This window comes from Litoribacter ruber (assembly GCF_018449405.1).
GTDB lineage: Bacteria > Bacteroidota > Bacteroidia > Cytophagales > Cyclobacteriaceae > Litoribacter > Litoribacter ruber.
Map to the genome: position 1 here is coordinate 18,475 of NZ_JAHCMY010000014.1, position 21,770 is coordinate 40,244.

At 46.4% G+C, this 21,770-nt stretch carries 27 protein-coding genes; 14 read left to right on the top strand and 13 right to left on the bottom strand.

Features of this window, described 5'->3' with window-relative positions:
* The first annotated feature begins 79 nt into the window (after positions 1-79).
* From KI659_RS16060 to KI659_RS18785, 5 genes are all read left to right on the top strand, one after another.
* Entirely contained in the window at positions 80-1,336 is a 1,257-nt protein-coding gene (locus KI659_RS16060) for a serine hydrolase domain-containing protein (protein ID WP_246535445.1), read from the top strand.
* Between the two features lie 314 nt (positions 1,337-1,650).
* Positions 1,651-1,872: a DUF433 domain-containing protein gene (locus tag KI659_RS16065; RefSeq protein ID WP_213946394.1), complete on the top strand. Its 222-nt coding sequence runs from the start codon at positions 1,651-1,653 to the stop codon at positions 1,870-1,872.
* A 6-nt stretch (positions 1,873-1,878) separates the two neighbouring features.
* On the top strand, positions 1,879-2,208 hold the full coding sequence (locus KI659_RS16070; protein WP_213946395.1) for a DUF5615 family PIN-like protein: 330 nt from the start codon (positions 1,879-1,881) through the stop codon (positions 2,206-2,208).
* Between the two features lie 511 nt (positions 2,209-2,719).
* Complete coding sequence (gene parS, locus KI659_RS16075) at positions 2,720-3,187, top strand: type II RES/Xre toxin-antitoxin system antitoxin (RefSeq protein WP_213946396.1); 468 nt, start codon at positions 2,720-2,722, stop codon at positions 3,185-3,187.
* Between the two features lie 3 nt (positions 3,188-3,190).
* Positions 3,191-3,646: an RES family NAD+ phosphorylase gene (locus tag KI659_RS18785; protein ID WP_213946397.1), complete on the top strand. Its 456-nt coding sequence runs from the start codon at positions 3,191-3,193 to the stop codon at positions 3,644-3,646.
* Positions 3,647-3,886: 240 nt separating this feature from the next.
* Here KI659_RS18785 and panB read toward each other — a convergent pair whose 3' ends face one another.
* The 8 genes from panB to KI659_RS16120 all read right to left on the bottom strand — a co-directional run bounded on the left by panB (position 3,887) and on the right by KI659_RS16120 (position 10,629).
* A complete protein-coding gene (gene panB / locus KI659_RS16085; protein ID WP_213946398.1) occupies positions 3,887-4,708 on the bottom strand; it encodes a 3-methyl-2-oxobutanoate hydroxymethyltransferase in 822 nt (273 codons plus the stop codon).
* Position 4,709: 1 nt separating this feature from the next.
* Positions 4,710-5,213: a phosphoribosyltransferase family protein gene (locus KI659_RS16090; protein WP_213946399.1), complete on the bottom strand. Its 504-nt coding sequence runs from the start codon at positions 5,211-5,213 to the stop codon at positions 4,710-4,712.
* Positions 5,214-5,281: 68 nt separating this feature from the next.
* Positions 5,282-6,205 carry a ribosome small subunit-dependent GTPase A gene (gene rsgA, locus KI659_RS16095; RefSeq protein WP_213946400.1) on the bottom strand — a complete coding sequence of 308 codons (924 nt, stop codon included), beginning with the start codon at positions 6,203-6,205 and terminating at the stop codon, positions 5,282-5,284.
* Positions 6,202-7,437 carry a 3-deoxy-D-manno-octulosonic acid transferase gene (locus KI659_RS16100; RefSeq protein WP_246535446.1) on the bottom strand — a complete coding sequence of 412 codons (1,236 nt, stop codon included), beginning with the start codon at positions 7,435-7,437 and terminating at the stop codon, positions 6,202-6,204. The genes rsgA and KI659_RS16100 overlap by 4 nt, the downstream gene beginning before the upstream one ends.
* 565 nt (positions 7,438-8,002) lie before the next feature.
* Complete coding sequence (locus KI659_RS16105) at positions 8,003-8,338, bottom strand: helix-turn-helix domain-containing protein (RefSeq protein WP_213946401.1); 336 nt, start codon at positions 8,336-8,338, stop codon at positions 8,003-8,005.
* On the bottom strand, positions 8,331-8,882 hold the full coding sequence (locus tag KI659_RS16110) for a hypothetical protein (RefSeq protein ID WP_213946402.1): 552 nt from the start codon (positions 8,880-8,882) through the stop codon (positions 8,331-8,333). Before KI659_RS16110 ends, KI659_RS16105 begins: the two co-directional genes overlap by 8 nt.
* 656 nt (positions 8,883-9,538) lie before the next feature.
* Positions 9,539-10,168, bottom strand: coding sequence for a peroxiredoxin (locus KI659_RS16115; protein WP_213946403.1), 630 nt, complete (start codon positions 10,166-10,168; stop codon positions 9,539-9,541).
* A 47-nt stretch (positions 10,169-10,215) separates the two neighbouring features.
* Entirely contained in the window at positions 10,216-10,629 is a 414-nt protein-coding gene (locus tag KI659_RS16120) for a Fur family transcriptional regulator (protein WP_213946404.1), read from the bottom strand.
* A 147-nt stretch (positions 10,630-10,776) separates the two neighbouring features.
* Between KI659_RS16120 and KI659_RS16125 the strand changes: the two genes are divergently transcribed.
* The 3 genes from KI659_RS16125 to KI659_RS16135 are packed head-to-tail and all read left to right on the top strand — an operon-like array spanning position 10,777 to position 13,128.
* Positions 10,777-11,766 (top strand): DUF6588 family protein, encoded by a 990-nt coding sequence (locus KI659_RS16125; RefSeq protein WP_213946405.1) that lies wholly within the window; start codon positions 10,777-10,779, stop codon positions 11,764-11,766.
* A 2-nt stretch (positions 11,767-11,768) separates the two neighbouring features.
* On the top strand, positions 11,769-12,251 hold the full coding sequence (locus KI659_RS16130) for a low molecular weight protein-tyrosine-phosphatase (RefSeq protein ID WP_213946406.1): 483 nt from the start codon (positions 11,769-11,771) through the stop codon (positions 12,249-12,251).
* Positions 12,244-13,128, top strand: coding sequence for a fructosamine kinase family protein (locus KI659_RS16135; protein WP_213946407.1), 885 nt, complete (start codon positions 12,244-12,246; stop codon positions 13,126-13,128). The genes KI659_RS16130 and KI659_RS16135 overlap by 8 nt, the downstream gene beginning before the upstream one ends.
* On the opposite strand, the gene KI659_RS16140 is transcribed toward KI659_RS16135, so the two are convergent.
* Positions 13,100-14,383 carry an aspartate kinase gene (locus tag KI659_RS16140; protein ID WP_213946408.1) on the bottom strand — a complete coding sequence of 428 codons (1,284 nt, stop codon included), beginning with the start codon at positions 14,381-14,383 and terminating at the stop codon, positions 13,100-13,102. The genes KI659_RS16135 and KI659_RS16140 overlap by 29 nt on opposite strands.
* Positions 14,384-14,441: 58 nt before the next feature.
* On the opposite strand from KI659_RS16140, the gene fbp reads away from it, so the two are divergent.
* Positions 14,442-15,500: a class 1 fructose-bisphosphatase gene (gene fbp, locus KI659_RS16145; RefSeq protein WP_213946409.1), complete on the top strand. Its 1,059-nt coding sequence runs from the start codon at positions 14,442-14,444 to the stop codon at positions 15,498-15,500.
* 188 nt (positions 15,501-15,688) lie between these two features.
* Here fbp and KI659_RS16150 read toward each other — a convergent pair whose 3' ends face one another.
* The 3 genes from KI659_RS16150 to yihA form a co-directional block, all read right to left on the bottom strand.
* Positions 15,689-15,988: a hypothetical protein gene (locus KI659_RS16150; protein WP_213946410.1), complete on the bottom strand. Its 300-nt coding sequence runs from the start codon at positions 15,986-15,988 to the stop codon at positions 15,689-15,691.
* A gap of 37 nt (positions 15,989-16,025) precedes the next feature.
* Complete coding sequence (locus KI659_RS16155) at positions 16,026-16,466, bottom strand: DUF5606 family protein (RefSeq protein ID WP_213946411.1); 441 nt, start codon at positions 16,464-16,466, stop codon at positions 16,026-16,028.
* A gap of 63 nt (positions 16,467-16,529) precedes the next feature.
* A complete protein-coding gene (gene yihA, locus KI659_RS16160; RefSeq protein ID WP_213946412.1) occupies positions 16,530-17,135 on the bottom strand; it encodes a ribosome biogenesis GTP-binding protein YihA/YsxC in 606 nt (201 codons plus the stop codon).
* A gap of 126 nt (positions 17,136-17,261) precedes the next feature.
* Between yihA and ubiE the strand changes: the two genes are divergently transcribed.
* From ubiE to KI659_RS16185, 5 genes are all read left to right on the top strand, one after another.
* Positions 17,262-17,984, top strand: a complete 723-nt coding sequence (ubiE, locus tag KI659_RS16165; RefSeq protein ID WP_213946413.1) for a bifunctional demethylmenaquinone methyltransferase/2-methoxy-6-polyprenyl-1,4-benzoquinol methylase UbiE — start codon at positions 17,262-17,264, stop codon at positions 17,982-17,984.
* Complete coding sequence (gene porT, locus KI659_RS16170) at positions 17,933-18,709, top strand: type IX secretion/gliding motility protein PorT/SprT (RefSeq protein ID WP_213946414.1); 777 nt, start codon at positions 17,933-17,935, stop codon at positions 18,707-18,709. Before ubiE ends, porT begins: the two co-directional genes overlap by 52 nt.
* Positions 18,710-18,963: 254 nt before the next feature.
* Positions 18,964-19,722, top strand: a complete 759-nt coding sequence (locus tag KI659_RS16175; protein WP_213946415.1) for an SDR family NAD(P)-dependent oxidoreductase — start codon at positions 18,964-18,966, stop codon at positions 19,720-19,722.
* A complete protein-coding gene (locus tag KI659_RS16180; protein ID WP_213946416.1) occupies positions 19,719-20,483 on the top strand; it encodes a M15 family metallopeptidase in 765 nt (254 codons plus the stop codon). Before KI659_RS16175 ends, KI659_RS16180 begins: the two co-directional genes overlap by 4 nt.
* Positions 20,484-20,490: 7 nt before the next feature.
* A complete protein-coding gene (locus tag KI659_RS16185) occupies positions 20,491-21,228 on the top strand; it encodes a ThuA domain-containing protein (RefSeq protein ID WP_213946417.1) in 738 nt (245 codons plus the stop codon).
* Here the strand turns inward: KI659_RS16185 and KI659_RS16190 are convergent.
* Positions 21,218-21,700 (bottom strand): cytidine deaminase, encoded by a 483-nt coding sequence (locus tag KI659_RS16190; RefSeq protein ID WP_213946418.1) that lies wholly within the window; start codon positions 21,698-21,700, stop codon positions 21,218-21,220. The genes KI659_RS16185 and KI659_RS16190 overlap by 11 nt on opposite strands.
* Positions 21,701-21,770 lie beyond the last annotated feature (70 nt).

Consider the following 21,770-nt stretch of genomic DNA (forward strand, 5'->3'; position numbering starts at 1 on the left):
TTAAGTTTGTAGATTCCCTAGCAAGAAAAATACAGCATACATGCCCTTATTACCCAAAAGATTACCTATAATTAAGTTTTTGAGTTTACCGATCCTGCTGATCATTGGCTATGCCTGCCAGGAGCCCCAGGCAGAGCAGCGGGTGGGATCTTCCATCCCCTTTCATGAGGACCCGCTGGTCAATGTCATGGCCGCCCTAGAGGATGATGGGCGGGAGAGAATTGAGATACCGGAAACCTTTACAGAGGAGTCTGCTCGGGAACTGGAAGGGCAGTTGGATTCCCTTTTCAATTATTACCATAAAAGAAGGGGATTTAACGGCACCGTGATGGTCACCAAATATGATCAGGTTATTTTTAAAAGTGCCTTTGGGTATGCCGACCTTGCCAAAAGGGAGCCCATGACCACGGATAAAGCTTTTCAACTGGCATCAGTCTCCAAGCAGTTTACCGCCATGGCCGTGATGATGCTCAAGGAAGAGGGCAAGCTGGATTATGAGGATGTGATTCAGGAGTTCTTTCCGGAATTCCCCTACCCTGACATTACCGTCAAGCAATTGCTCACCCATCGATCTGGCTTATCAAACTACACGTATTTCAGCGATGAGCTTTGGCCCGACAGGTCTTTGCCGATATTCAACAACGATGTGATCGACCTCATGTATGCGCATCAGCCCCCCGTGTATTACAGACCCAATATCAGGTTTGATTATAGCAACACGGGATACTTCCTGTTGGCTTCTATAGTGGAAAAGGCCTCCGGGATGGCTTTCTCGGATTTCCTTCAGGAAAGGATATTCAAGCCGTTGGACATGGAGCACACCTTCACCTATAGCGACAACCTTCCTACAGACCTGGTCGTACCTGGCCATGAGCGCAACAGAAGGAAGAGAAATCCAGACTATCTCGATTACGTGTTGGGCGACAAGGGGCTTTATAGCACCCTTGACGACCTGTATAAATGGGACCAGGCGTTGTACACCGAGAAGCTGGTATCCAAGGAAACCCTCGAAGAGGCCTGGATGGGAAGCCGGGTACGCAAAAGAAGGGATAATGAGGATTACGGCTATGGCTGGAGAATCAAGGAACTTAAGAATGGCGATATTGTCCACTATCATGCAGGTCTATGGCATGGCTACAACACCTACATGCTGCGCAACCCAAAAGACCACAGCACCATCATCGTGCTGAGCAACCTGTCTAACGGCAGCCTGGGCTTCCTCAAAGAGCTCCAGGACTTCCTCTACCCCATCACCCCACCCCACGCAATAGCGGACAGTGAGCAAGAGGTGGATAATATGGCCAGCAGCGATAGCGAGCCTAAGAAGGACGCGTAGGGGAAGTACGAAGTGGGAAGCCACGTACACGTCTTCGCGGAAAGAAAAGGGACACAGAGTTTCTCAGAGTTCTTCACAGAGTTTCTCAGAGTTTCCTCTTCGCTGACTCCACATTATGTTTTCTCACAAAATCCGCTTAGCGCTTCTCCGTGACCTTTGCGGTTAAATTTTGAACGCTAGAAAGTCCACCGAAAAGAGGCAAAGAGCCGCAAAGCTTTTATATAAAAAACTTCGAGCTACTTTAATAGGTTAGCTGTTATTTTGTACGATAAACTAATCTTTATGCTTTTTTATATCGTATATTACTAAACGCTATGATTGACTATACAAAACATATTACTATTGATCCAAAGCAGCGCTCTGGCAAGCCTTGTATAAGAGGCATGAGAATAACTGTATATGATATCCTAAGTTACATGGCCTCAGGGGATACAATTGAAGAGATTCTAGAAAATTTCCCTATGCTAAATAGAGAAGATATTCTTGCTTGCCTGGCATATGCAGCGGATACAGAAAGGAAAGTTACAGTTAGCTGAACTAATATGTCAAAAATATTAATTGACAACAACCTTTCAGTTAATTTAATAATCCTTCTAGAAAAGGATTTTCCTGGGAGTAAACACGTCTACCAGTTAGGACTTCATACCGCTAGTGATTCAGAAATCTGGGAGTTTGCTCAAAAAGGATTTGACGCCATACTTAGTAAAGGCAAAGATTTTTATTACAAGGCGGTTGGATCAATTCCTCCGCCCAAATTAATTTGGATTACTACAGGAAACTGCTCAAATAAGGAAATAATCACCCTACTTCAATCAAAGACAGCATTAATCAAGAAGTTTTTAAAGACAGACCAAAACATTTTGACACTTTAATAAGAACGAGTTGATGTCAGGATGGTCCTCATAATTTAAACAACTGTAATTAACAACCGCAAAGAGGCAAAGAAGCGCAAAGCCATTATTCCAAATAAACTTAGCGCTCCTTTAAAAACTTTGCGGTGAGATTCAACCGTACTTTCGAGACAGTGAATAATTACTTGCCTCCAACTTCAGTTGGAGGTCCTGGGGGCAGGGGGAGGTTTCTGGCTTTAGCCGTAATTCTCAGCGTTGGAATCGTGGCTAAAGCCATCGGATTATTTATCGAGCGAAAACCCACTTCTCACTTCTCACCAAATCCACTTAGCGCTTCTTCGTGACCTTTGTGGTTAAATTTTGAACGCTAGAAAGTCCACCGCAAAGAGGCAAAGAAGCGCAAAGCTTTTATTACAAAAAAATCTTTGCGGTTAAATTATAACGCAATCCCGAGTCTGAAATATGTCGGATGAGGAAACATACTGGCTTTTATTTCGTAAATTTAATAATATAATTTTTCATTTGATAGACTATGGAGGATACGGGCAAATACGGTAAAAGAGTGGCGGGGCATTTTGAGAAGCTGATCAAGGTGCTGGGGGAAGAGTATGTCGGAGGGGAGATTGAGAGTCCATTTGATTTTATAGAGATTGCTGCCAAAGGTTTGCATTCGCAGGCTATCGAGAATTTCAGGGAATATTTCGAGCTGTCCAAATCCCAAGCAGCCTCCATGTTACACGTTTCGGAACCTACTTTGTATCGCTGGATCAAGGCTGATAAGGAGCTTGATCAATATCATGGGGTCAAGCTTTTTGAATTGGCTGACCTCTATCTCAATGGAGTGGAGGTGTTTCAGGATAAAGCTAACTTCATCCAATGGATGCAATTGCCCAATACAGCCTTGGGAGGAAAACAGCCCGAGCAATTGATAGAAATGCCCGGAGGTGTGGCCAAGGTGAAGGATTTGCTTGGCAGAATCGAGCACGGAGTCTATAGCTAGGGTATGCTTGTATTCCGATTAGCCTCTACTAAATATTCTCGGGATCTTTCTGGCACAGGATCCTCTTTATTCGGGGGTCGGTGGAACAAAAAAGGTTCCCCTGTTTTATATACCGGGGAAAGTAGGGAAATAGCTCTACTGGAAGCCTTGGTAAATATACCACCAATGGTCCTTCCTGAAATGGATATGATAACTTTGCAGATACCCTCCAATTCCATCATAGAACTTAAATTCTCTGACCTTCCTCCTAACTGGCGAGACTACCCTGCACCTAGTGTTTTAGCTGAAATTACCGAAGAATGGATAGTGAGCAAGGATTCTCTTGCCTTAAAAGTACCTAGCGCAATTATTGACACCTCGCACAATTATATTATCAACTGCGCACATAAGCTGCATTCCAAACTAAAGATAAAAGAAGTCAAGGCGTTTAAGTTTGATACTAGGCTGAGGCGTGGATGAATAGAAACTAGGTGGTTTAAGGGTTTAGGTCCCGATTGGCGCTGGCGTGCATCGGGACTCGTTTAGGGGTTTAAGCGCGAGGCGGCGATTTGCCCAGCAGTTCTTTACATCCGATTTACACATAGAGGACGAAGTCCGACGGGCAAATGATCTAACCACGATAAATTTGGCCTATAAAGCCTTCGTCCTAAGAGTACTTGGTACTTGGTACCTTGTACTTCGTACCAAAACATACCTCCCTCAATAACTTTCTTTTTCATTCGGAAAATCCCTCGACTTCACGTCATCAATGTAATTCTCCACCGCCTTGAGCATTTGGGTGCGCAGGTCGGCGTATTGGCGGAGGAAGCGGGGCTTGAATTCCTGGGTGATGCCAAGCATGTCGTGGACTACCAGGACCTGCCCGTCAACATCAGGACCAGCGCCTATGCCGATCACGGGAATGGACACACTTTGCGCTACCTTTTTGGCCAAAGCAGCCGGGATTTTTTCCAATACCAAGGCAAAACAGCCACAATCCTCCAAGATCTTCGCGTCTTCGATGAGCTTTTGCGCCTCTGCATCCTCCTTGGCCCTTACGGTGTAGGTTCCAAACTTGTATATCGACTGGGGAGTCAATCCCAAATGGCCCATCACAGGTACGCCTGCACTCAGGATACGGACTACCGATTCCTTGATCTCGGCGCCACCCTCCACCTTTACGGCATGGGCTCCGGATTCCTTCATGATCCGAATAGCGGATCGCAAGGCCTCTGAACTGTTGCCCTGGTAGCTACCGAAAGGGATATCCACCACCACAAATGCACGCTTGACGCCCCTCACCACTGAGGTGGCGTGATAGATCATCTGGTCCAACGTGATCGGCAGGGTGGTCTCGTGGCCCGCCATGACGTTGGAGGCTGAATCACCCACCAAAATGATGTCCACACCTCCGGCATCGACAATTCCCGCCATGGAAAAATCATAGGCAGTGAGCATAGAAATTTTCTCCCCTCGGTTCTTCATCTCCTGAAGGGTGTGGGTAGTGATTCGTTTGATATTCGAAGATTGGTGAATTGACATGTCAGTGAAGGTGTACGGTGTTTTGGGCAGACTCCAGGTCCACCTCAATGTGTTCGTTTAAAGTTGTGGAAAGTTCAAAACCGGTATAATCCGGCGTGACGGGAAAAAGCTTGTGGCTTCTGTTGACCAACACGGCAATTTCCATTTTCTTTAAGGGCATTTCCAAAAAAGGCTTCAGGGCATAGGCAAGTGTCTTACCTGTGTTTTGCACATCGTCCACCAAAATAAGGCTCTTGTTTCCCAAATTCAGATCCGCGGAAAGCGTCACTTCTCCCTGCACCACCGCGTTTTTATCCAACTTCACCTCCATCAGTTCCACGGGCAGGGGAGAGATTTCCTTGAGCTTGTCCGAAAGCATTTTTGCGAGTCTGTAGCCCATCCCGGCTATGCCTGCAAATACCACCCCTTCTTCAGAGAGGTTGCGTTCGTAGATCTCATAGGCGATGCGGGTAATCTTCTGCTCAATCTGCTTATGGTTAAGCACCAGGGTTTTTGTCTCTGCCATATTAGTTTTCGGGGCTTTTGAAAAGGAAAATTAAAGCAATTGCTTTAGGTTTCAAAATTAAATGTCTCTTATCGGTAACTGTCCTCCTCGTGAAGGATGCGGATGTAACTGTCGTAGCGGTATGGGTGGATGTATCCCTTCTCCAGTTTTTCCAACACCACGCATCCAGGCTCGTTGAGGTGCTTGCAGTTGTTGTATTTGCATTGACCAAGGTATTGCCGCATTTCCACAAAATAGTGGGAAAGCTCATTGTCGTCAATATCCAAAATGCCAAATTCCTTGATCCCAGGCGTATCAATGATGTAGCCGCCGTCCTTGATCGGAAACATCTCGGCAAAGGTCGTGGTGTGGACGCCTTTGGTGGTAAATTTGGAAATGTCCTTGATTGCCTGGGTGGCTTCTGGCACAATTTTATTCAGCAAAGAGGACTTCCCTACCCCGGAATGACCGGTAAGCAGGGTGGTTTTTCCCTGAAGCAAGGGCATTAACTTTTCCTCCACATCCTCATCCACCAGCACAGACATGGGGATTACCGGATAGCCAAGGGGCTCATAGATCTCCATGATGTCTTCCAAAAAAGCCCAGTCCTTATCGGTATGCTTTTGGTCCATTTTGTTGACCACAATAGTGGTGGGAATGCGGAAACTCTCCGCACTGACCAAAAACCTGTCGATAAAGCCCAATGATGTGCGGGGGTTTCTCAGGGTAACCACCAAAAAGGCCTGGTCAATGTTGGAGGCCATGATGTGGGAAAAATGGGTTTTGCGGGTAGACTTCCGTATGATGTAATTTTCCCGTGGCAGGATTTCGGTAATGACGGCGGTATCCTGATCCTGTTCCTGTTCCATTTCCACGTAATCGCCCACGGCAATGGGATTGGTGAGTTTGAGGTCATCCTGCTTAAACTTGCCCCTCAAGCGGCACTGTAGGAGTTTGTCGCCGACCTGCACCATGTACCAGCTGCCTGTTGATTTGATTACCCTACCTTTCATCCTTTTATTTCTTTCATGATATGGTCTACTATTTTTTGGGCACTGCCCAGGTTTTCCTCCACCATTTTTTTGGCAGCTGACTGGGCGGATTTATACACCTCTTCGTCCTGCAAAAACATCACCTTATTTAAAAAGTCCTCGGCACCACTAACCTCAAACCCACACCCATACTTTTGACTGATAGCTGCTTCGGGGAATTTGCCGACTTTCTTCAGTTTTCCGAAAAGAACCGGTATGCCATAGGCGATGGGTTCCAAAATGTTGTGCAGCCCCTTGCCAAAAGCCCCGCCCACATAGGCAATTTCGGCATATTGGTACAAAGATGAAAGCATGCCCACGTTGTCAATGATGACCACTTTGGTCAGCTCATCCCCTTTAAAATTGCTGTAAAGCTCGGATTGTTTGGAAATAGCCTTACGCCAGGCCCCCATTTTCTCCGACTTGATCTCGTGGGGAGCTATGATGTATTTATACTTTCTGTTTTTGTTGATAAACGGAATGAGGCAATCCATGTCCTCCTGCCAAGCGCTGCCTACCACCAAAACAGGCTGCTCCCCTATCCACTTTTCTAGCACCGGGAACCGTTGGGGATTTTCGCTAAGAGCCTTTACGTTGTCAAATCTGGTATCGCCTGTAAAGCTGGCCGATTGATAGCCAATCTGCTTGAGGAGCTCTAGGGATTTTTCGTTTTGGGTAAAAATATGGGAAAAGCTTTTCAGGGCTTCCCGAAGAAAACTGTCCTTTTTAAAATACGACTGCTCCTCCCTGAAGGCCGCGGAAAAAAGGTATGCGGGCACTTTGTGCTTTTGCAAGGCTTTCATATAGTTGGGCCAAATATCATATTTGGCAAAAAGGGCTAGTTTTGGCTGGATGGCTTTCACAAACCGATCCCCATTGGCAACGGTATCAAAGGGCAGGTAAAAGATCCCGTCGACGGAGGGCTGTTTTTTCCTGATCACGTTTTCATACCCGGAGGAACTGAAAAAAGTCAGCAGGATGGCGGCATCCGATTTTTCCTTAAGCTTGGCCATCACGGGTTTGGCCTGCTCGTATTCGCCAAGGGAGGCCACATGGAACCAGATGACCTTTTCATGTTGGGACTTGAATGCTGCGAGTTTGCCGAATACACCTTTCCTTCCCTCGGCCATTGCCTGCAGCTTTGCATTGGTCCTGCCCACCAAGGGAAAAAGCAGTTCGAAAGCCTGCATGGATAGATCGTATAACCGTTTCATTCGGACAAAATTAAGGAATTTAATCCGTTTATGGCTTATGGCTCCTGCGGAGCGTTTATAGTTTATGACACGGATCAAACCATAAGCCTTAAACTTTAAACCATAAACCATAAGCCTCATTTGCGGGGTTTATGGCTTATGGCTCCTGCGGAGCGTTTATCGTTTATGACACGGATCAAACCATAAGCCTTAAACTTTAAACCATACACCATAAGCCTCATTTGCGGGGTTTATGGCTTATGGCTCCTGCGGAGCGTTTATCGTTTATGACACGGATCAAACCATAAGCCTTAAACTTTAAACCATACACCATAAGCCTCATTTGCGGGGTTTATGGCTTATGGCTCCTGCGGAGCGTTTATAGTTTATGACAATGGATCAAACCATAAGCCTTAAACTTTAAACCATAATCGCCAAGGGAGGCCACATGGAACCAGATGACCTGGGGCGCGCCCTTTTCCCAGCGCTCAGTGCCCAGTGCCCCACCTGCATCCCTCCGCCGCGCATAGCGACTAAACACCTAAACCTCCCGCTGTGCGCAGCACAGGGAAATAAACTCCTAAACCTATTCAGGTATTTTGATGCTTTGGGATACGTTTTCCTCTGAGATTTGAAGGAGTTCTATACCTAGGGCATCTTCAATTTTGGCAAGGGTGGAAAGCTTAAAGTCATTTTCCCCATGTAGATATTTGCTTACTTGTTGAGGAGAAACCCCCAACTCATGGGCTAACTGAGCCTGGGTCCAGCCTTTAGTTTCGAGCACATCCAATATCCTCAAAGAGATCTGCACTGATTTTTTTAACCAAGCTTTATTCTCTTTTCTAAAAGAAACTTTTTCCTTCCAATTAGAGGAAGGTTCCTTCTCTGCTAGACTCTTAAGTTTTTTCTCAATTTTATTCATCACCCTTAATATCTAAATACACAAATGCCGCCTCATGGCCACCACTTAAATACTCCTTCACCCATTCCAGCTTCTGAAGTTCTAATTTCGTATGCGGCCTATCTTTCATCCGCCTAGTCAATTTGATTGCTCCTCCAGTGATTACAAATGATTGTCCAAACTTTACTGCGTAAATTCTTAAAAAAGAGTAACTCTGCACACCATAAGCTTTGAGAGCCTGAAGCTCATAGGAGATTTCCTCCTCTTTATTATCCAAAGGTTTAAAAAAATCAGCTAAAGATGCCCCGCTAATATCATTTGCTAGATCAAACAGCTTTTCAAATAGGCAATCCGCATCATCAATCGCTTTGATTACCATTTGATTAATCTTCACCTTGGGATAAAACGATAAATAATCTTTCTGGTATTGCTTGAAAAACGATCTTAAGTATAAGACACTGGACCATTGTTCTTGAATAATTTCTAACGAATCTTTATCATACCCTTCAAATTTCACTGCAAAAAGACTTCCATATGATCGCTCTATTACACTAACAACTCTCATAAATAAACCTGTAAGTTTACAAAATAGTTCAACGGTTTTTGGATTAAAAAGTAATGCTATTAAAATTAAACAAATATGATTTCTCTTGAACCTTATTAACCAAAATTATCTAGCTACCATAATAATTAACGAGAAAATATAAAGCTGATGAAACGTAATGGTTTGGGAGGTTAATGCCCCAATGGGCGCTGACGCGCATCGGGACGGTTTAGAAGTTTAGGTAAAGAAGGCCTCCCGGATACACCATCTTCATGCCATAAGCCTTAAACTTCAAACCATAAACCATAAACCATAAGCCTCATTTGCGGGGTTTATGGCTTATGGCTCCTGCGGAGCGTTTATAGTTTATGACACTGGATCATCCTTAAGCCTTAAACTTTAAACCATAATCGCCAAGGGAGGCCACATGGAACCAGATGACCTGGGGCGCGCCCTTTTCTCAGCGCCCAGTGCTCAGTGCCCAGTGCTCAGTGCTCAGTGCTCAGTGCCCAGCGCCCCACCTGCATCCCTCCGCCTCGCATTGCGACTAAACCCCTAAACCTCCCGCCTTGCGCAGCACCGGGAAATAAACTCCTAAACCAACTTAGTGCCTAATACAACAAAAAAGCCCCATCATTACGGCAGGGCTTTTTAAAGGCTTTATTTAAAAGCGAATCTTAGTTCTTACCTAGGTAAGCCGAAACGCCTTCTTTGGTAGCTGCCATAGCTTCTTTTCCTTCTTCCCAGTTGGCAGGACAAACCTCACCGTGCTTCTCTACGTGGTGTAGGGCATCTACCAGACGGATCATCTCGTCGATGTTTCTACCTAGAGGAAGGTCGTTGATGGTTTCGTGTCTTACCACACCATTCTTGTCGATTAAGAAAGAACCTCTGTATGCCACTGGAGCACCTTCATAGTTCAATTCACCTTCTTCGTTGTAATTCCACTCACCGGCCAACACGCCATAGTTATGGGCGATGGTTTTGGCAGGATCGGCAACGATCGGATAAGTAACACCTTGGATACCGCCTTGAGCTTTAGGAAGACCCAACCATGCAAGGTGAGACTCTTCGGTATCAGTGGAAGCGCCAACTACGGCAACGCCTCTTTTTTCAAACTCAGCCAACTTTTCTTGGAAAGCCAAGATTTCAGTAGGGCAAACGAAAGTGAAATCTTTTGGGTAAAAGAAGAAGATCACATCCTTTTCGCCAATGTATTGCTCCAAAGAGAATCCTTCTACGATTTCCTCTCCGTCCACTACTGCTGGTGCTTTGAATAAAGGTGCTTTTTTTCCTACTAAAGACATATTAAATTGATTTTTGGTTAAGTAAATTATTGTTATTAATGATTGAATTATAGCTTTTGGCCTTTGATCACGATCGATATCTCATCGATATCAAAGTCCTCTATCTGATTCTTGTCAAAGAATTTGGTCAATAAGGCTTCCAGTTCAGCATTCTTATAATCGCTGATCTCGTTGGTCTTTTTACAATAAAGGTGGCTATGGGCTTCCAGAATACCGTCAAACCTCATTACTCCCTTATTGTCCACAAATTTCTGGATGATTCCCGCGGTCACGAAGGTGTCCAGGGTTTTATAGACTGTGCCTAATGAGATAGAAGGATTGTCACTTTTGATCTGCTCAAAAACATGCTCGGCTGTGGGATGGTTTTTGGCTTCGGCTATGGCATTGTATATGACCATGCGCTGATGCGTAAACTTCAATCCGCCTTTTGTAATGATGTTTTTGATTCCCTCTATATTCATTTCCCACTAAGAATGATTCTCATCAAAGAATCGTTCCGCAAAGGTAGAAATAATTTCATTTTTTTAAAATACTCCTCAAAAATCTACCCGAGGGCATAATTTTTTCTCTTTTTTAATTAGTTTTATATTGAGTTAGTGCCCATGTACATGAAAAAAATTATTGCAGCGGTAGCCATTCCGCTGAGTCTGATGAGTTTTTCGGCCTTTTCCCAGAGCCGAAGTGATATAGAAACCCTCCTGCAATCGGGAGTGGCGGATGTCAACACCTACCTAAACCACTACGTGCAGCCCGCTGCCGAAGGGTTTGCCTACAGCATGGGTGCCGGCTGGGCCAACACTGCCAAAACTCACAGCACTTTGGGATTTGATTTCAAAATCGGTGTCAGTGCTGCGGCCGTTCCCTCCAGGATGGAAAGCTTCCTCTTTGACCCCAGCCAGTACAACAACCTACGCGTCTCTGGGGAAACAGGCCCTACCGAACTCCCCACGCTATTCGGTTCGGAAAGTCCTGGCAGAACGCTGGACATTTATGAAGACGGGTTCGTAGCCGCCCAGGTGGATGCACTCCCCGGGGCCGGGATGCCCGTGAATTATGTCCCCGCGCCCGTGCTGCAGGCCGGGTTGGGCTTACCATTCGGCACCGACATCAAGCTCCGCTTTCTGCCTAATACTCGAATTGAAGGCGTGGAAGTTGGCATCCTTGGAGGGGGCATACAGCATGACATCAAGCAGCATATTCCAGGGTTGAGAGAACTTCCTTTTCATTTATCAGGCTTGGTGGCCTTCAACAGTCTCAAGGCTGGATATGCCCTGGAAGAAATCACCGATGGGCGTGGTGAACTTCAGGTCAACACCTGGACTTACCAACTATTGCTCAGCAAAAAGCTTTCTGTTTTTACCTTTTATGGTTCGGCGGGATACATATCCGGCACATCGGATTTTGACCTTTTAGGCACCTATAACGTCTCCAATTTCACCAACCCCATCGTGGATCCCATCAGCCTCAGGTATGCGGTGGCCGGGGCCATGGGCAATGTAGGTGTGAGAGTGGATCTTGGGCCCATCTTCCTAAATGCCGACTACACCTTCCAAGAATTCAACATCCTCACCGCTGGGCTGGGGTTTTCAATTAGATGATTATGATTAAAGTACTGTTTGTTTGTTTGGGCAACATTTGCCGCTCGCCTCTAGCCGAAGCTATTTTTAACCACAAGGTGAAGGAAAGGAACCTGTCCCACGCACTGTCTGCTGACAGTTGCGGCACTTCTGATTACCACATCGGCGAGCTTCCCGATGAGCGCACCATACAGTGTGCAGAAAAGTTCAACATCACAATCAACCATAGGGGAAGGCAGATAAACCGCCTGGATTTTAAACATTTCGACTACCTGTTGGTAATGGATAGATCGAATTATGACAACGTCCACGCTATCATGGCCCAACACAATGTGACCCATGACCGCATCCTGATGCTTCGTGAACTTGCGGATTTTCAGGGAATCAATGAGGTCCCGGACCCTTATTATGGAGGGGAAAAGGAATTTCAGGAGGTCTATGAAATCCTGGATGAGGCCATTGAGCAGCTGCTGGACAAAATAGAAGCTGAACACATTAATGTTTGATCAAAACCAGAAATTTGAGCGCATACTTTTCAAGACTTTAGGCAGGGAGACACAATTTTCCCAAACCCGCCTGGTGGCTGCCGGCAACCTCAACCAAGCCATTTACCTGGACACCGACCAGGGGGAATTTTTGCTCAAAACCAATTATGATTCCCGAAGGGATATTTTTCCCAAAGAGGCGAAAGGCTTACAAATGCTGGCAAAGCATAGCCCGCTAAAGATACCGGAAGTTTACGGCGCCGGCCATGAAGAGGAGATCAATTACCTGCTGATGGAATGGATTGCCCCGGCACGTCTGTCAGGGAATTACTGGCAGGAACTCGGGGCCGGAGTGGCCCAGCTTCATGCCACCACCAATAATTCTTATGGTCTTGAAGAGGAAAACTACATTGCCTCCCTTGCCCAGCCAAACACCTACTGCAAATCCTGGCCGGAGTTTTTTATACACCAGCGATTAGAGCCCATGGCCGGAAAAGCACTTTACGATGGTTTGATTGACCAGAGGTTTTTGGAGGAAATCAGGTTGGTCTACCCCTTGTTTGACGATATTTTCCCCAAAGAAATACCTGCACTGCTTCATGGGGACATCTGGTCGGGAAATGTGATGCCTTCCGCTTCCGGGAAGCCCGCCTTGATAGACCCCGCGGTTTATTATGGCCACAGGGAGGTGGATCTGGCCTTTTCCAAGCTCTTTGGGGGATTTGAGCAGGAATTCTACCATGCTTACCACGAAGCCTTCCCCTTGGAGCCCGGCTTTGAGGAAAGAGTGCCGATCTACAACCTTTACCCCCTGCTCGTGCATCTAAACCTTTTCGGAAGCAGCTATCTGCCCCCGATTCAGCGCACTGTCAAGCACCTGCTGTCGAGACTTCCCTAAAGACAATCTGAAAAGTATTTCGGGTCTTTTGCTCCAACAGGATTTCCTTGCCCTCTTCCATCCTGCTGATCACCTCCTGCTGGGGGTGAAGAACGGTGAGCAGCTTGAGGTCCTCATTGTACCTGATCTCAAAATGGGTCTTAAGGGCCTGCATTAGTTTTTCCACCTTGAGAAACTCTTTATCCAAACATAGCGAAATGGAAATAGCGGAGGTCTGCATCAGGTTGACCCTGATTTTCAGACTTTCCAGCACCGCATAGATTTGGTGGATCCGGGCCTCATTTACGAAGGTGAAATCTTTCACTCTAAAAGTCACCAGAATCTGATCCCCTTTCTGTACAAAGGTGGGAACGGTCTGCTGGGGCTCGCAATCTGTGATCAGCGTGCCTTTTTCATCAGGATTGATGAAGGATTTGACCATGAGTGGGATATTTTTGTTGGCCAGTGGCTTGATGGTTTTGGGGTGGATGACCGAGGCCCCGTAGTAGGTCATCTCGGCGGCTTCCCTGTAGGCAAGCTTTGGGAAAAGAACGGTATCGGGAAATAGTTTCGGGTCCGCGTTCAGCACTCCGGGCACATCTTTCCAGATGGTCACGCTGCGCGCGTCCAGACAGTTGGCCAGAATAGCCGCGGTAAAATCGGATCCCTCCCGACCCAAGGTGGTGCTTTTGCCATTGTCGGCTCTTCCGATGAAGCCCTGTGTAATGATGGGAAACTTGGAGAGGCTTGGCAAAAGCTGTTTCCGGCAGTTTAAAGCCGTTTTCTCCCAGTTTACCTGGGCAACCCGATGCCGGTTATCGGTGGAGATTATTTCCCTGGCATCCTGCCAAATGCAGAAGATCTGCTGGCTGCACAAATATTCTTGGACAATTTTTGTGGAAAGCAGCTCCCCATAGCACACTATTTGATCATAGTATTCATCATAGGATATGTCAGCGACTTTTATGGCCAGCTCCCTTTCCAACTGAAGAAAGGTATTTTCAATCTTGGCAAAAATCAGGTGGTCTGGAGCAAACAGCTCACGGCAAATCTGCAGGTGTTGCTCTTTCAGAATTGCAATATTCGAAGAATAGTCAACCAAAGAAAATTTTGCCTTCAAAATCTCCTCTAACAAATTAGTGGATTTTCCCATTGCCGAAACCACAATTAGAAAGGGGTTTTGCAAACGATTGAGTAAAATGCTAGCAAGGTTTTTCACCGACTGGGCGTCTTTGACTGAGGCCCCACCAAATTTGAAAATAATTGCTTTTGACATATTGATAATTGTTGTAATTTCAAGTAGACAATAAACCCAAATAGTATTTTTCTAAGATATGCGTACGAAACCTTACATTCCAGACAATTCCGCTTTAGGCTACTCGGTGGGCACCACGCTCGACCGATTCATCAAGATGAAACAGGATGACTTCCCGTTTGCATCCGGTGAGCTTTCTCAGCTATTGAGAGATATCGCCCTGGCCGCAAAGATAGTGAATCGCGAAATCAATAGAGCAGGTCTAGCCAATATCGGCGGCGCCTTTGGGCAGACCAACGTGCAGGGGGAAGAGCAGCAGAAACTGGATGTAATAGCCAATATCCGTTTTACCCGCGCCCTTACCAAAGGGGGAGAAGTGTGCGCCGTGGTATCCGAGGAGGATGATGAAGTGATCGACCTTCAAAACAACAGCGGTAAATACGTGGTAGCCATCGATCCACTGGACGGTTCTTCCAACATTGATGTAAACATCTCCATAGGAACCATCTTCAGCATTTACAGAAGGGTGACCCCACTGGGCAGCCCGATACAGCCTGAGGACATCATGCAGCCGGGCAACAAGCAGGTGGCCGCTGGATATGTGCTCTACGGCTCCTCCACCATGCTGGTATATACGACCGGCCACGGGGTAAACGGTTTCACTTATGAGCAGTCTTTGGGCGAGTATTTCCTTTCCCACCCTGACATGAAGGCCCCTGCTTCGGGGAACATTTACAGTGTAAATGAAGGCCTTTACAACCAAATGAGCAATGGCTTGCAGTCTTATATCAACCACTGCAAAGAAAATAACTTCAGCGCCAGATACATCGGCAGCTTGGTGGCTGATTTTCACAGAAACCTGTTGAAAGGCGGGATCTATATTTACCCCGGCACCACCAAAACACCCAATGGCAAACTTAGACTCCTTTATGAAGCCAATGCTTTGGCCTATATTGCAGAGCAGGCCGGCGGAAAAGCCACGGATGGCCATGAGAGAATCCTGGACATCATGCCGACATCTCTTCACCAGAGAACCCCCTTGTTCATTGGCTCGGAGAAACTGGTGGATGAAGCCAAAACCTTCCTTAGCGAGGAAGCTAGAGTAGTGGATATGGCTGCTGGCGTGCAGAAAGGCTGAATTGGGTTTAGGAGTTTAATGTCCCGATTGGCGCCTTGCGCATCGGGACGGTTTAGGGGTTTAGAAATCGCGAAGCGCCGATTTCCGCCTCCCGTTTCCCAACTCCCGTCTTCGGTCTTCGGTCTACCGTCTTCTAAATACACAATAGCCCAATAACCGAAAAAACCTCCAAGCGGAGGTTTTTTCTTTTAGGTGCTGTATTTGCGGCGGAGCTGGATTTTGAGCATTTGCCGGTCTACGATTGCGGCGGCCAGGTCAAGACCGACCCTTTCCGGCTCGCTTTCGTGTAGAATCCTTTTGAGCTTTTCCTCTCCTAGGTCTATTCGATAGCACAGCTGGAGGAAACGCTCAACATCACGGTTGAGCATTTCCTGAATTAAAGGACGCAAAGCCTCCACCAGGTCATGCTTTTCATAAAACTTGTCCGGAAGGTTATCAAATTCCTTCTTGAGCAAGTGGGCCGTATCTTGGACTATTGAAAGCTCCATATCAAAAAAGCCTGCACATCACATGCAGGCTTATATTTTAGTCTTCTTTTTTGTCTTCAGCTTTTTCTTGGCCGTTTTCTTTTTCCTTCAAAGCCTCAGGGCTTTCTTTGCGGATGATGTTGTACCAGCTGATCAGTTTTTTGATATCAGAGGTATACACTTTGTCCTCGTCGTATTCAGGAAGCACATGCTTCAAAAAGCTTCTAAGCTCATCGGCATCGGCGCTGCTGGTCAATCCCACATCACCGTCAAACTCCTTATCGATGGTCTTCATCACCTCTTCCAAAGGCGTGGCACCTTCCTCGTTCATGGTGTAGATGGAAATTTCGCTAAGGACGGAAACGCGGTGGTTAGCACCCACGACAAGTTTCTTTTTGGAGGCGTCCAAAGATTCCAAGATCACACCAGTTCTGCTTGGCTTCACCACCTTATATAAACCCGGCTTCCCGGCAACAGTTGCTAATTCTTTAAACTCCATTTGTATATAGTTTTTTGTAGGGTTGCAAATATACTGCATCAATATTCAAAGCTCAATGCCATTTCAATTTTCTGCATAAAAATCTTCGGTGACCGCATCGATAAATTCCAAAACCTCTTCCCTTCCTTTGGCCGATTCGGCAGAGGTGACAAAATAAAGGGGCGTCTCCTCAAAGATTCCTTTGGCCGCCTTGAGGAAATTGGACACATTTCCCTGCACCTTGGAATGGCTCAGCTTGTCGGCCTTGGTGAAAATCAAGACGATGGGCACCTCATTTTCAGCGCACCAAAGGATAAATTCCAAATCTATCTTTTGGGGTTCCAGCCTGCTGTCGATTAACACAAAGATGGCCTCCAGGTTTTCCCGTTGGGTCAGGTATCCCTTGATCATCTTGTCCCATTCCCCTTTCAGGGTTTTGCTCACCTTGGCAAATCCGTAACCGGGAAGATCGACCATAAACCACTTCTCATCGATGACAAAATGGTTGATCAATTGGGTTTTTCCCGGTCTGCCGGAGGTTTTGGCCAGGCCTTTGTGATTGGTAAGCATGTTGATCAGGGAGCTTTTGCCCACATTGGATCTACCAATAAAGGCAAATTCCGGCTTGGTAGGTGCAGGACACTTGTTAGGGTCTGTATTGCTGACGAGGAATTTGGCTGTTTTGATCATCTGAGTCTTAATTTTTCACAAAGGTAAGGGTTTCCTAAAAACATCTATGCTTCAATTAATCATTAACATTTTTCCAATGCTCGGGTTTACTTAGTAATATTGCGCTTCAATTGAAAAATCACCCCCATGGCAGTAGTACCCTACAAGGATCAAAACGAAGGAAAAAAAGCTCAGGTAGCCACCATGTTTAACAACATCAGCAAAAGATATGATTTGCTGAATCATGTTCTTAGCATGGGAATTGATATCATCTGGAGAAAGAAGGCCGTCAAGCTACTCAAAGCCGACCAACCCAAGCTTATCCTGGATATCGCCACCGGCACGGGAGATTTTGCCATCGAGGCCCTAGCCCTGAATCCTGACAAGGTAATCGGCGTGGACATCTCCGAGGGCATGCTTGCCGAAGGAAGGAAAAAGCTTAAAAAGCGCAAGCTCGAGGATAAAATCGAACTTCAGCTGGGTGATTCCGAAAAGCTGCTGTTTGAGGAAAATAAATTCGATGCTGTCATCGTTTCATTTGGGGTAAGAAACTTTGAGAACCTTGAAAAAGGCCTCGCGGATATGAACCGCGTATTGAAACCGGGTGCGAAAACCGTCATTATTGAGTTTTCAAAACCCAAAAGGTTTCCAATGAAACAGTTGTATAATTTTTATTTTAAGCACATTTTGCCTAAAATCGGTAAAATTGTTTCGAAGGACAATTCTGCTTATACATATTTACCGGAATCGGTACAGGCATTCCCTGATGGGGAGGACTTTCTGCAGGTACTGAGAAAAGTAGGCTTTAAAAACACACAATGCAAACCTTTAACATTTGGAATAGCCTCAATTTATATTGGAGAAAAGTAGCGTTAACTTTCCTTTTCTCCTTCATTTTTTTAAACTCCTTTGGGCAGAAACTTCTGAGTACCGCCGGGCAGGATGACGACCTGATTTCCTACGGTTTCTTCTTAGCCGGCCATACCAATTCTTTCCGGCTGAAATATTCGGAAGCTTATATGGATCCAAACGGGCCTTATAACTTTATCCATAGCATCCAGCCCGTGCACTCACAGGGTTTTTCCTTGGGCTTTCTGACTACGCTTAGGCTTCACGACCAGTTCAACGTCCTGTTCACACCCAAAGTGGGTTTCTATGAATACAGAACGCTTGTCAATACGTATGGGCGAACGGATCTCCCGGATTACTCCCCTGGCGGGGATAGAATTCCTCTGACTACAACAGATGTATTTACCGAGGCTACCTTGGTGGAATTTCCTTTACTATTTAAATACAAATCCCAGCGGTTTAACAACACCAGGATGTTCTTTATCGGCGGTGCAAATGCCCAATTCAGGACAAAGGGGCAGGACGAGGCCAATGAGGATGATCTGGTGATTTTGGGAAGTGACATCGCCCTGGAATTTGGGATGGGGTTTGACATTTACTTTGAATACTTCAAATTCTCCCCCGAGATCCGCTTTTCGCACGGTTTGCGAAACCTCTACAAGGAATCCCACACCAATACCAATTACGCGGGGGCCATATCCGACATCAGGATGAGGACCATCACCATCTACCTCAATTTCCAATAACATGGATCAGGCTCTCAATTGAGGGCCTTTTTTATTTCCCAACTGGTATTAAATCTTCATGATTATCCGCAATGATGCCAGCCTCTATCTGAGGGGACGGAAGACCGATGACCGATGACCGATGACCGAAGCAAGGGCCATTCTTGCATCAGAACAAGAATTAGGCAGTTTTAACCGTCTTACTGGTGCAATTGCGGATATACATATTATTCTTTAAATTGTAAGCTTAACAACCAACCTAACTACACACATTCATGGGAAACAAGATTGCCTTTGTCACCGGGGCCACCTCCGGAATCGGAAAAGCCTGTGCCTTGGCACTGGCTGAAAACGGCTATGACATCATCGCCTGCGGAAGAAGGGAAGAAAGATTGCAGAACCTCCAAGAAGAAATGCCGGCGGGGGTAAAATATACTTACCTGGTTTTTGACGTCAGGGACAAAATCGAGGTGACAAGCGCCATAAGTGGCCTTTCGGAAGAATGGAAAGACATCGACCTTTTGGTCAACAATGCAGGCAATGCCCATGGGCTGGAGCCAATCCAAACGGGCGACTTGGATGATTGGGACGCCATGATTGACATTAATGTTAAGGGGCTGCTTTATGTAAGCAAAGCTTTGATCCCAGGCATGACTGAAAGGAGGTCGGGCCAGATCATAAATATTGGGTCCATTGCGGGAAAAGAGGTGTACCCCAATGGCAACGTGTACTGTGCCAGCAAGCATGCCGTGGATGCCCTGACGAGGAGCATGCGAATTGACCTGAATCCATATGGCATCAAGGTGATGGGGATTCATCCAGGGCTGGTAGAAACCGAGTTTTCCCTCGTCAGGTTTAAAGGGAATGCTGAAAAAGCCAGTCCTGTCTACAAAGGGTATGAACCTTTGCAAGCCCTGGATATAGCCGATATCGTCGTGTTTGCTGCTACCCGTCCTGCTCATGTGGTGTTGGCTGATGTCGTGGTGCTACCCACGGCCCAGGCAAACAGTACCATTGTAATGAAAGACCTATGAAGAACCTGTGGCCAATTTTCGCTGTGATAGCAGCCGCCTGTTCTGACCCAAAGGACAACATAAGCGCTGACGACTTGGGGCCGGCGACTTTTGAGGTGGACGAGTCATCTACCAGATCCTTTGATTTCTCCGAGGAAGCAAATCAGCTTACGGCCTGGGATGAAAGGTTTTTGGATGCTGGCTTGGTCAACATACAAGAGCAGATACCGGAAATTCTGGTTGAGCTTAAGTACAGCACGACCGACAATTTCTTTGGAAGGGATGTGTATGATGACCTGGAAAACGCTTACCTGCAGCCTGAAGTGGTGAACATGATGGAAAAGGCTTTCCTGTATCTACAAGAAAAAGATTCCAGTTTGACGTTTTTGGTTTATGATGGCGTAAGACCTAGGGCGGTTCAGCAGATCCTTTGGGACAACCTGGACAAGCCTGACAGCCTCAAGCCCCTTTATGTGGCCGACCCGAAAATTGGCGGGTTGCATAATTATGGAGTGGCCGTTGACCTCACTTTGGCCCATAAAGACAGTGGCGAGCCACTCGACATGGGCACCAAGTATGATCATTTTGGCTATGCGGCCTATCCGGACAGAGAGAATCAGATGCTCAGAGAAGGCAAAATCACCAAACAACATATTGAAAATCGGCGCCTGCTGAGGGAGGTGATGAAACAGGCTGGCTTCCACGGCATAGGCAGCGAGTGGTGGCATTTTAATGCCTATACCCGCAAGCAGGCGGCAGAAAAATTTGAAATTGTAGAATAATACCTTTATGAGAAAGCTTTTTATCCTATTATTAACCTCCCTTTTGCCGGTGTTGGGCATGGCCCAGCACTTTCAGTTTAAAGCCATCGCCATCAGCACCACGGAGGGCTTCCGCCATGAATCCATAGAATCAGGGGTGGAAGGCTTGAGAAAGCTCGCCAAGGAAAATTTTTTCTTACTGGATCATACCGAAGACATAGACATTTTCGCCTCGGAGCGCCTCCATGAGTATGACGTCATCATTTTGCTTAATACTACCGGGGAGATCTTTCTTGAACCCCACCAGGAGGGTTTCAAGAAATTTGTACGAGACGGCAAGGGCGTAGTAGGCATCCACAGCGCCACTGACACCGCTTATGAATGGGAATGGTTTACCAAGTTGATTGGGGCACAGTTTTCCAGCCATCCGGAGATCCAGACTGCCAAAGTAAAAACCAAGGACAACAGCCATGCCTCCACTTTACATCTGCCTGCTGAATGGCTATGGACCGATGAGTGGTATAATTTCAAAAATTTCAATGAAGACGTAAAAGTACTTCTGGAAGTGGATCCGGAATCCTATGATACCGGCGATAAGAACATCACCCACCACCCAATAGCCTGGCACCATGAATATGATGGCGGCAGGGTATTTTACACCGCCCTTGGCCATGTGAATCATGCCTACCAGAGCCAGATTTTTCTCCAGCATTTAATGGGAGGGATATGGTACGCCGCCAAGGGGCGGGAAATAATCAGCCGTTGAGGTCTTTGAAACCAAAAGGCAGGAGCTCGTCTATGCCTGCCGCTTTGAGCACGCTCCCATCAGCGGCCAACATAAAGATCTCAATAGGTTGCCCGTACCGCTGCTCATACTCAGTGATGGTTTGCCTGCAAAACCCGCAGGGCGTCACGGAGACTGGTTTCTTTTCATCCCCTTTTCTGGCAGCAATGGCCAGCTTGAGCGGCTTGGCTTCCGGGTGGTTGGCATGGGCAAAACCCAGCACTACCCTTTCGGCACAGTTGCCCACGGGAAAAGAGGCGTTTTCCTGATTGTTGGCAGAAAGCAGTTTGCCGTTATCCAATAAAAGTGCGGCTCCTACATGGAATTTGGAATAGGGGGCATAGGCTTTCAATGCTGAAAGGCGGGCCTGCTCCACAAGATCCTGGATGTTTTCATCCAGCTCATTCCACTCAAAAGATTCCAGGCTAACGGTTTTTTCTATTTTCTTACTCATACAAAAAGGTGAATTTCAAAAGGGATTCAATTAACGAAAAAATTTACAAATCGAGCCTATAGCGCTTATT

What these genes read in the sequence shown, in the direction of transcription:
- KI659_RS16175 (WP_213946415.1), top strand. Translation starts at nt 18,964, where the DNA reads ATGGGAAACAAGATTGCCTTTGTCACCGGGGCCACCTCCGGAATCGGA.
- KI659_RS16135 (WP_213946407.1), top strand. Translation starts at nt 12,244, where the DNA reads ATGTTTGATCAAAACCAGAAATTTGAGCGCATACTTTTCAAGACTTTA.
- KI659_RS16190 (WP_213946418.1), bottom strand. Translation starts at nt 21,700, where the DNA reads ATGAGTAAGAAAATAGAAAAAACCGTTAGCCTGGAATCTTTTGAGTGG.
- fbp (WP_213946409.1), top strand. Translation starts at nt 14,442, where the DNA reads ATGCGTACGAAACCTTACATTCCAGACAATTCCGCTTTAGGCTACTCG.
- KI659_RS16115 (WP_213946403.1), bottom strand. Translation starts at nt 10,168, where the DNA reads ATGTCTTTAGTAGGAAAAAAAGCACCTTTATTCAAAGCACCAGCAGTA.
- KI659_RS16090 (WP_213946399.1), bottom strand. Translation starts at nt 5,213, where the DNA reads ATGGCAGAGACAAAAACCCTGGTGCTTAACCATAAGCAGATTGAGCAG.
- KI659_RS16185 (WP_213946417.1), top strand. Translation starts at nt 20,491, where the DNA reads ATGAGAAAGCTTTTTATCCTATTATTAACCTCCCTTTTGCCGGTGTTG.
- porT (WP_213946414.1), top strand. Translation starts at nt 17,933, where the DNA reads ATGCAAACCTTTAACATTTGGAATAGCCTCAATTTATATTGGAGAAAA.
- KI659_RS16140 (WP_213946408.1), bottom strand. Translation starts at nt 14,383, where the DNA reads ATGTCAAAAGCAATTATTTTCAAATTTGGTGGGGCCTCAGTCAAAGAC.
- KI659_RS16120 (WP_213946404.1), bottom strand. Translation starts at nt 10,629, where the DNA reads ATGAATATAGAGGGAATCAAAAACATCATTACAAAAGGCGGATTGAAG.
- KI659_RS18785 (WP_213946397.1), top strand. Translation starts at nt 3,191, where the DNA reads ATGCTTGTATTCCGATTAGCCTCTACTAAATATTCTCGGGATCTTTCT.
- KI659_RS16125 (WP_213946405.1), top strand. Translation starts at nt 10,777, where the DNA reads ATGAAAAAAATTATTGCAGCGGTAGCCATTCCGCTGAGTCTGATGAGT.
- KI659_RS16150 (WP_213946410.1), bottom strand. Translation starts at nt 15,988, where the DNA reads ATGGAGCTTTCAATAGTCCAAGATACGGCCCACTTGCTCAAGAAGGAA.
- KI659_RS16070 (WP_213946395.1), top strand. Translation starts at nt 1,879, where the DNA reads ATGTCAAAAATATTAATTGACAACAACCTTTCAGTTAATTTAATAATC.
- KI659_RS16130 (WP_213946406.1), top strand. Translation starts at nt 11,769, where the DNA reads ATGATTAAAGTACTGTTTGTTTGTTTGGGCAACATTTGCCGCTCGCCT.
- ubiE (WP_213946413.1), top strand. Translation starts at nt 17,262, where the DNA reads ATGGCAGTAGTACCCTACAAGGATCAAAACGAAGGAAAAAAAGCTCAG.
- KI659_RS16065 (WP_213946394.1), top strand. Translation starts at nt 1,651, where the DNA reads ATGATTGACTATACAAAACATATTACTATTGATCCAAAGCAGCGCTCT.
- KI659_RS16110 (WP_213946402.1), bottom strand. Translation starts at nt 8,882, where the DNA reads ATGAGAGTTGTTAGTGTAATAGAGCGATCATATGGAAGTCTTTTTGCA.
- rsgA (WP_213946400.1), bottom strand. Translation starts at nt 6,205, where the DNA reads ATGAAAGGTAGGGTAATCAAATCAACAGGCAGCTGGTACATGGTGCAG.
- KI659_RS16180 (WP_213946416.1), top strand. Translation starts at nt 19,719, where the DNA reads ATGAAGAACCTGTGGCCAATTTTCGCTGTGATAGCAGCCGCCTGTTCT.
- yihA (WP_213946412.1), bottom strand. Translation starts at nt 17,135, where the DNA reads ATGATCAAAACAGCCAAATTCCTCGTCAGCAATACAGACCCTAACAAG.
- KI659_RS16100 (WP_246535446.1), bottom strand. Translation starts at nt 7,437, where the DNA reads ATGAAACGGTTATACGATCTATCCATGCAGGCTTTCGAACTGCTTTTT.
- KI659_RS16155 (WP_213946411.1), bottom strand. Translation starts at nt 16,466, where the DNA reads ATGGAGTTTAAAGAATTAGCAACTGTTGCCGGGAAGCCGGGTTTATAT.
- KI659_RS16105 (WP_213946401.1), bottom strand. Translation starts at nt 8,338, where the DNA reads ATGAATAAAATTGAGAAAAAACTTAAGAGTCTAGCAGAGAAGGAACCT.
- parS (WP_213946396.1), top strand. Translation starts at nt 2,720, where the DNA reads ATGGAGGATACGGGCAAATACGGTAAAAGAGTGGCGGGGCATTTTGAG.
- panB (WP_213946398.1), bottom strand. Translation starts at nt 4,708, where the DNA reads ATGTCAATTCACCAATCTTCGAATATCAAACGAATCACTACCCACACC.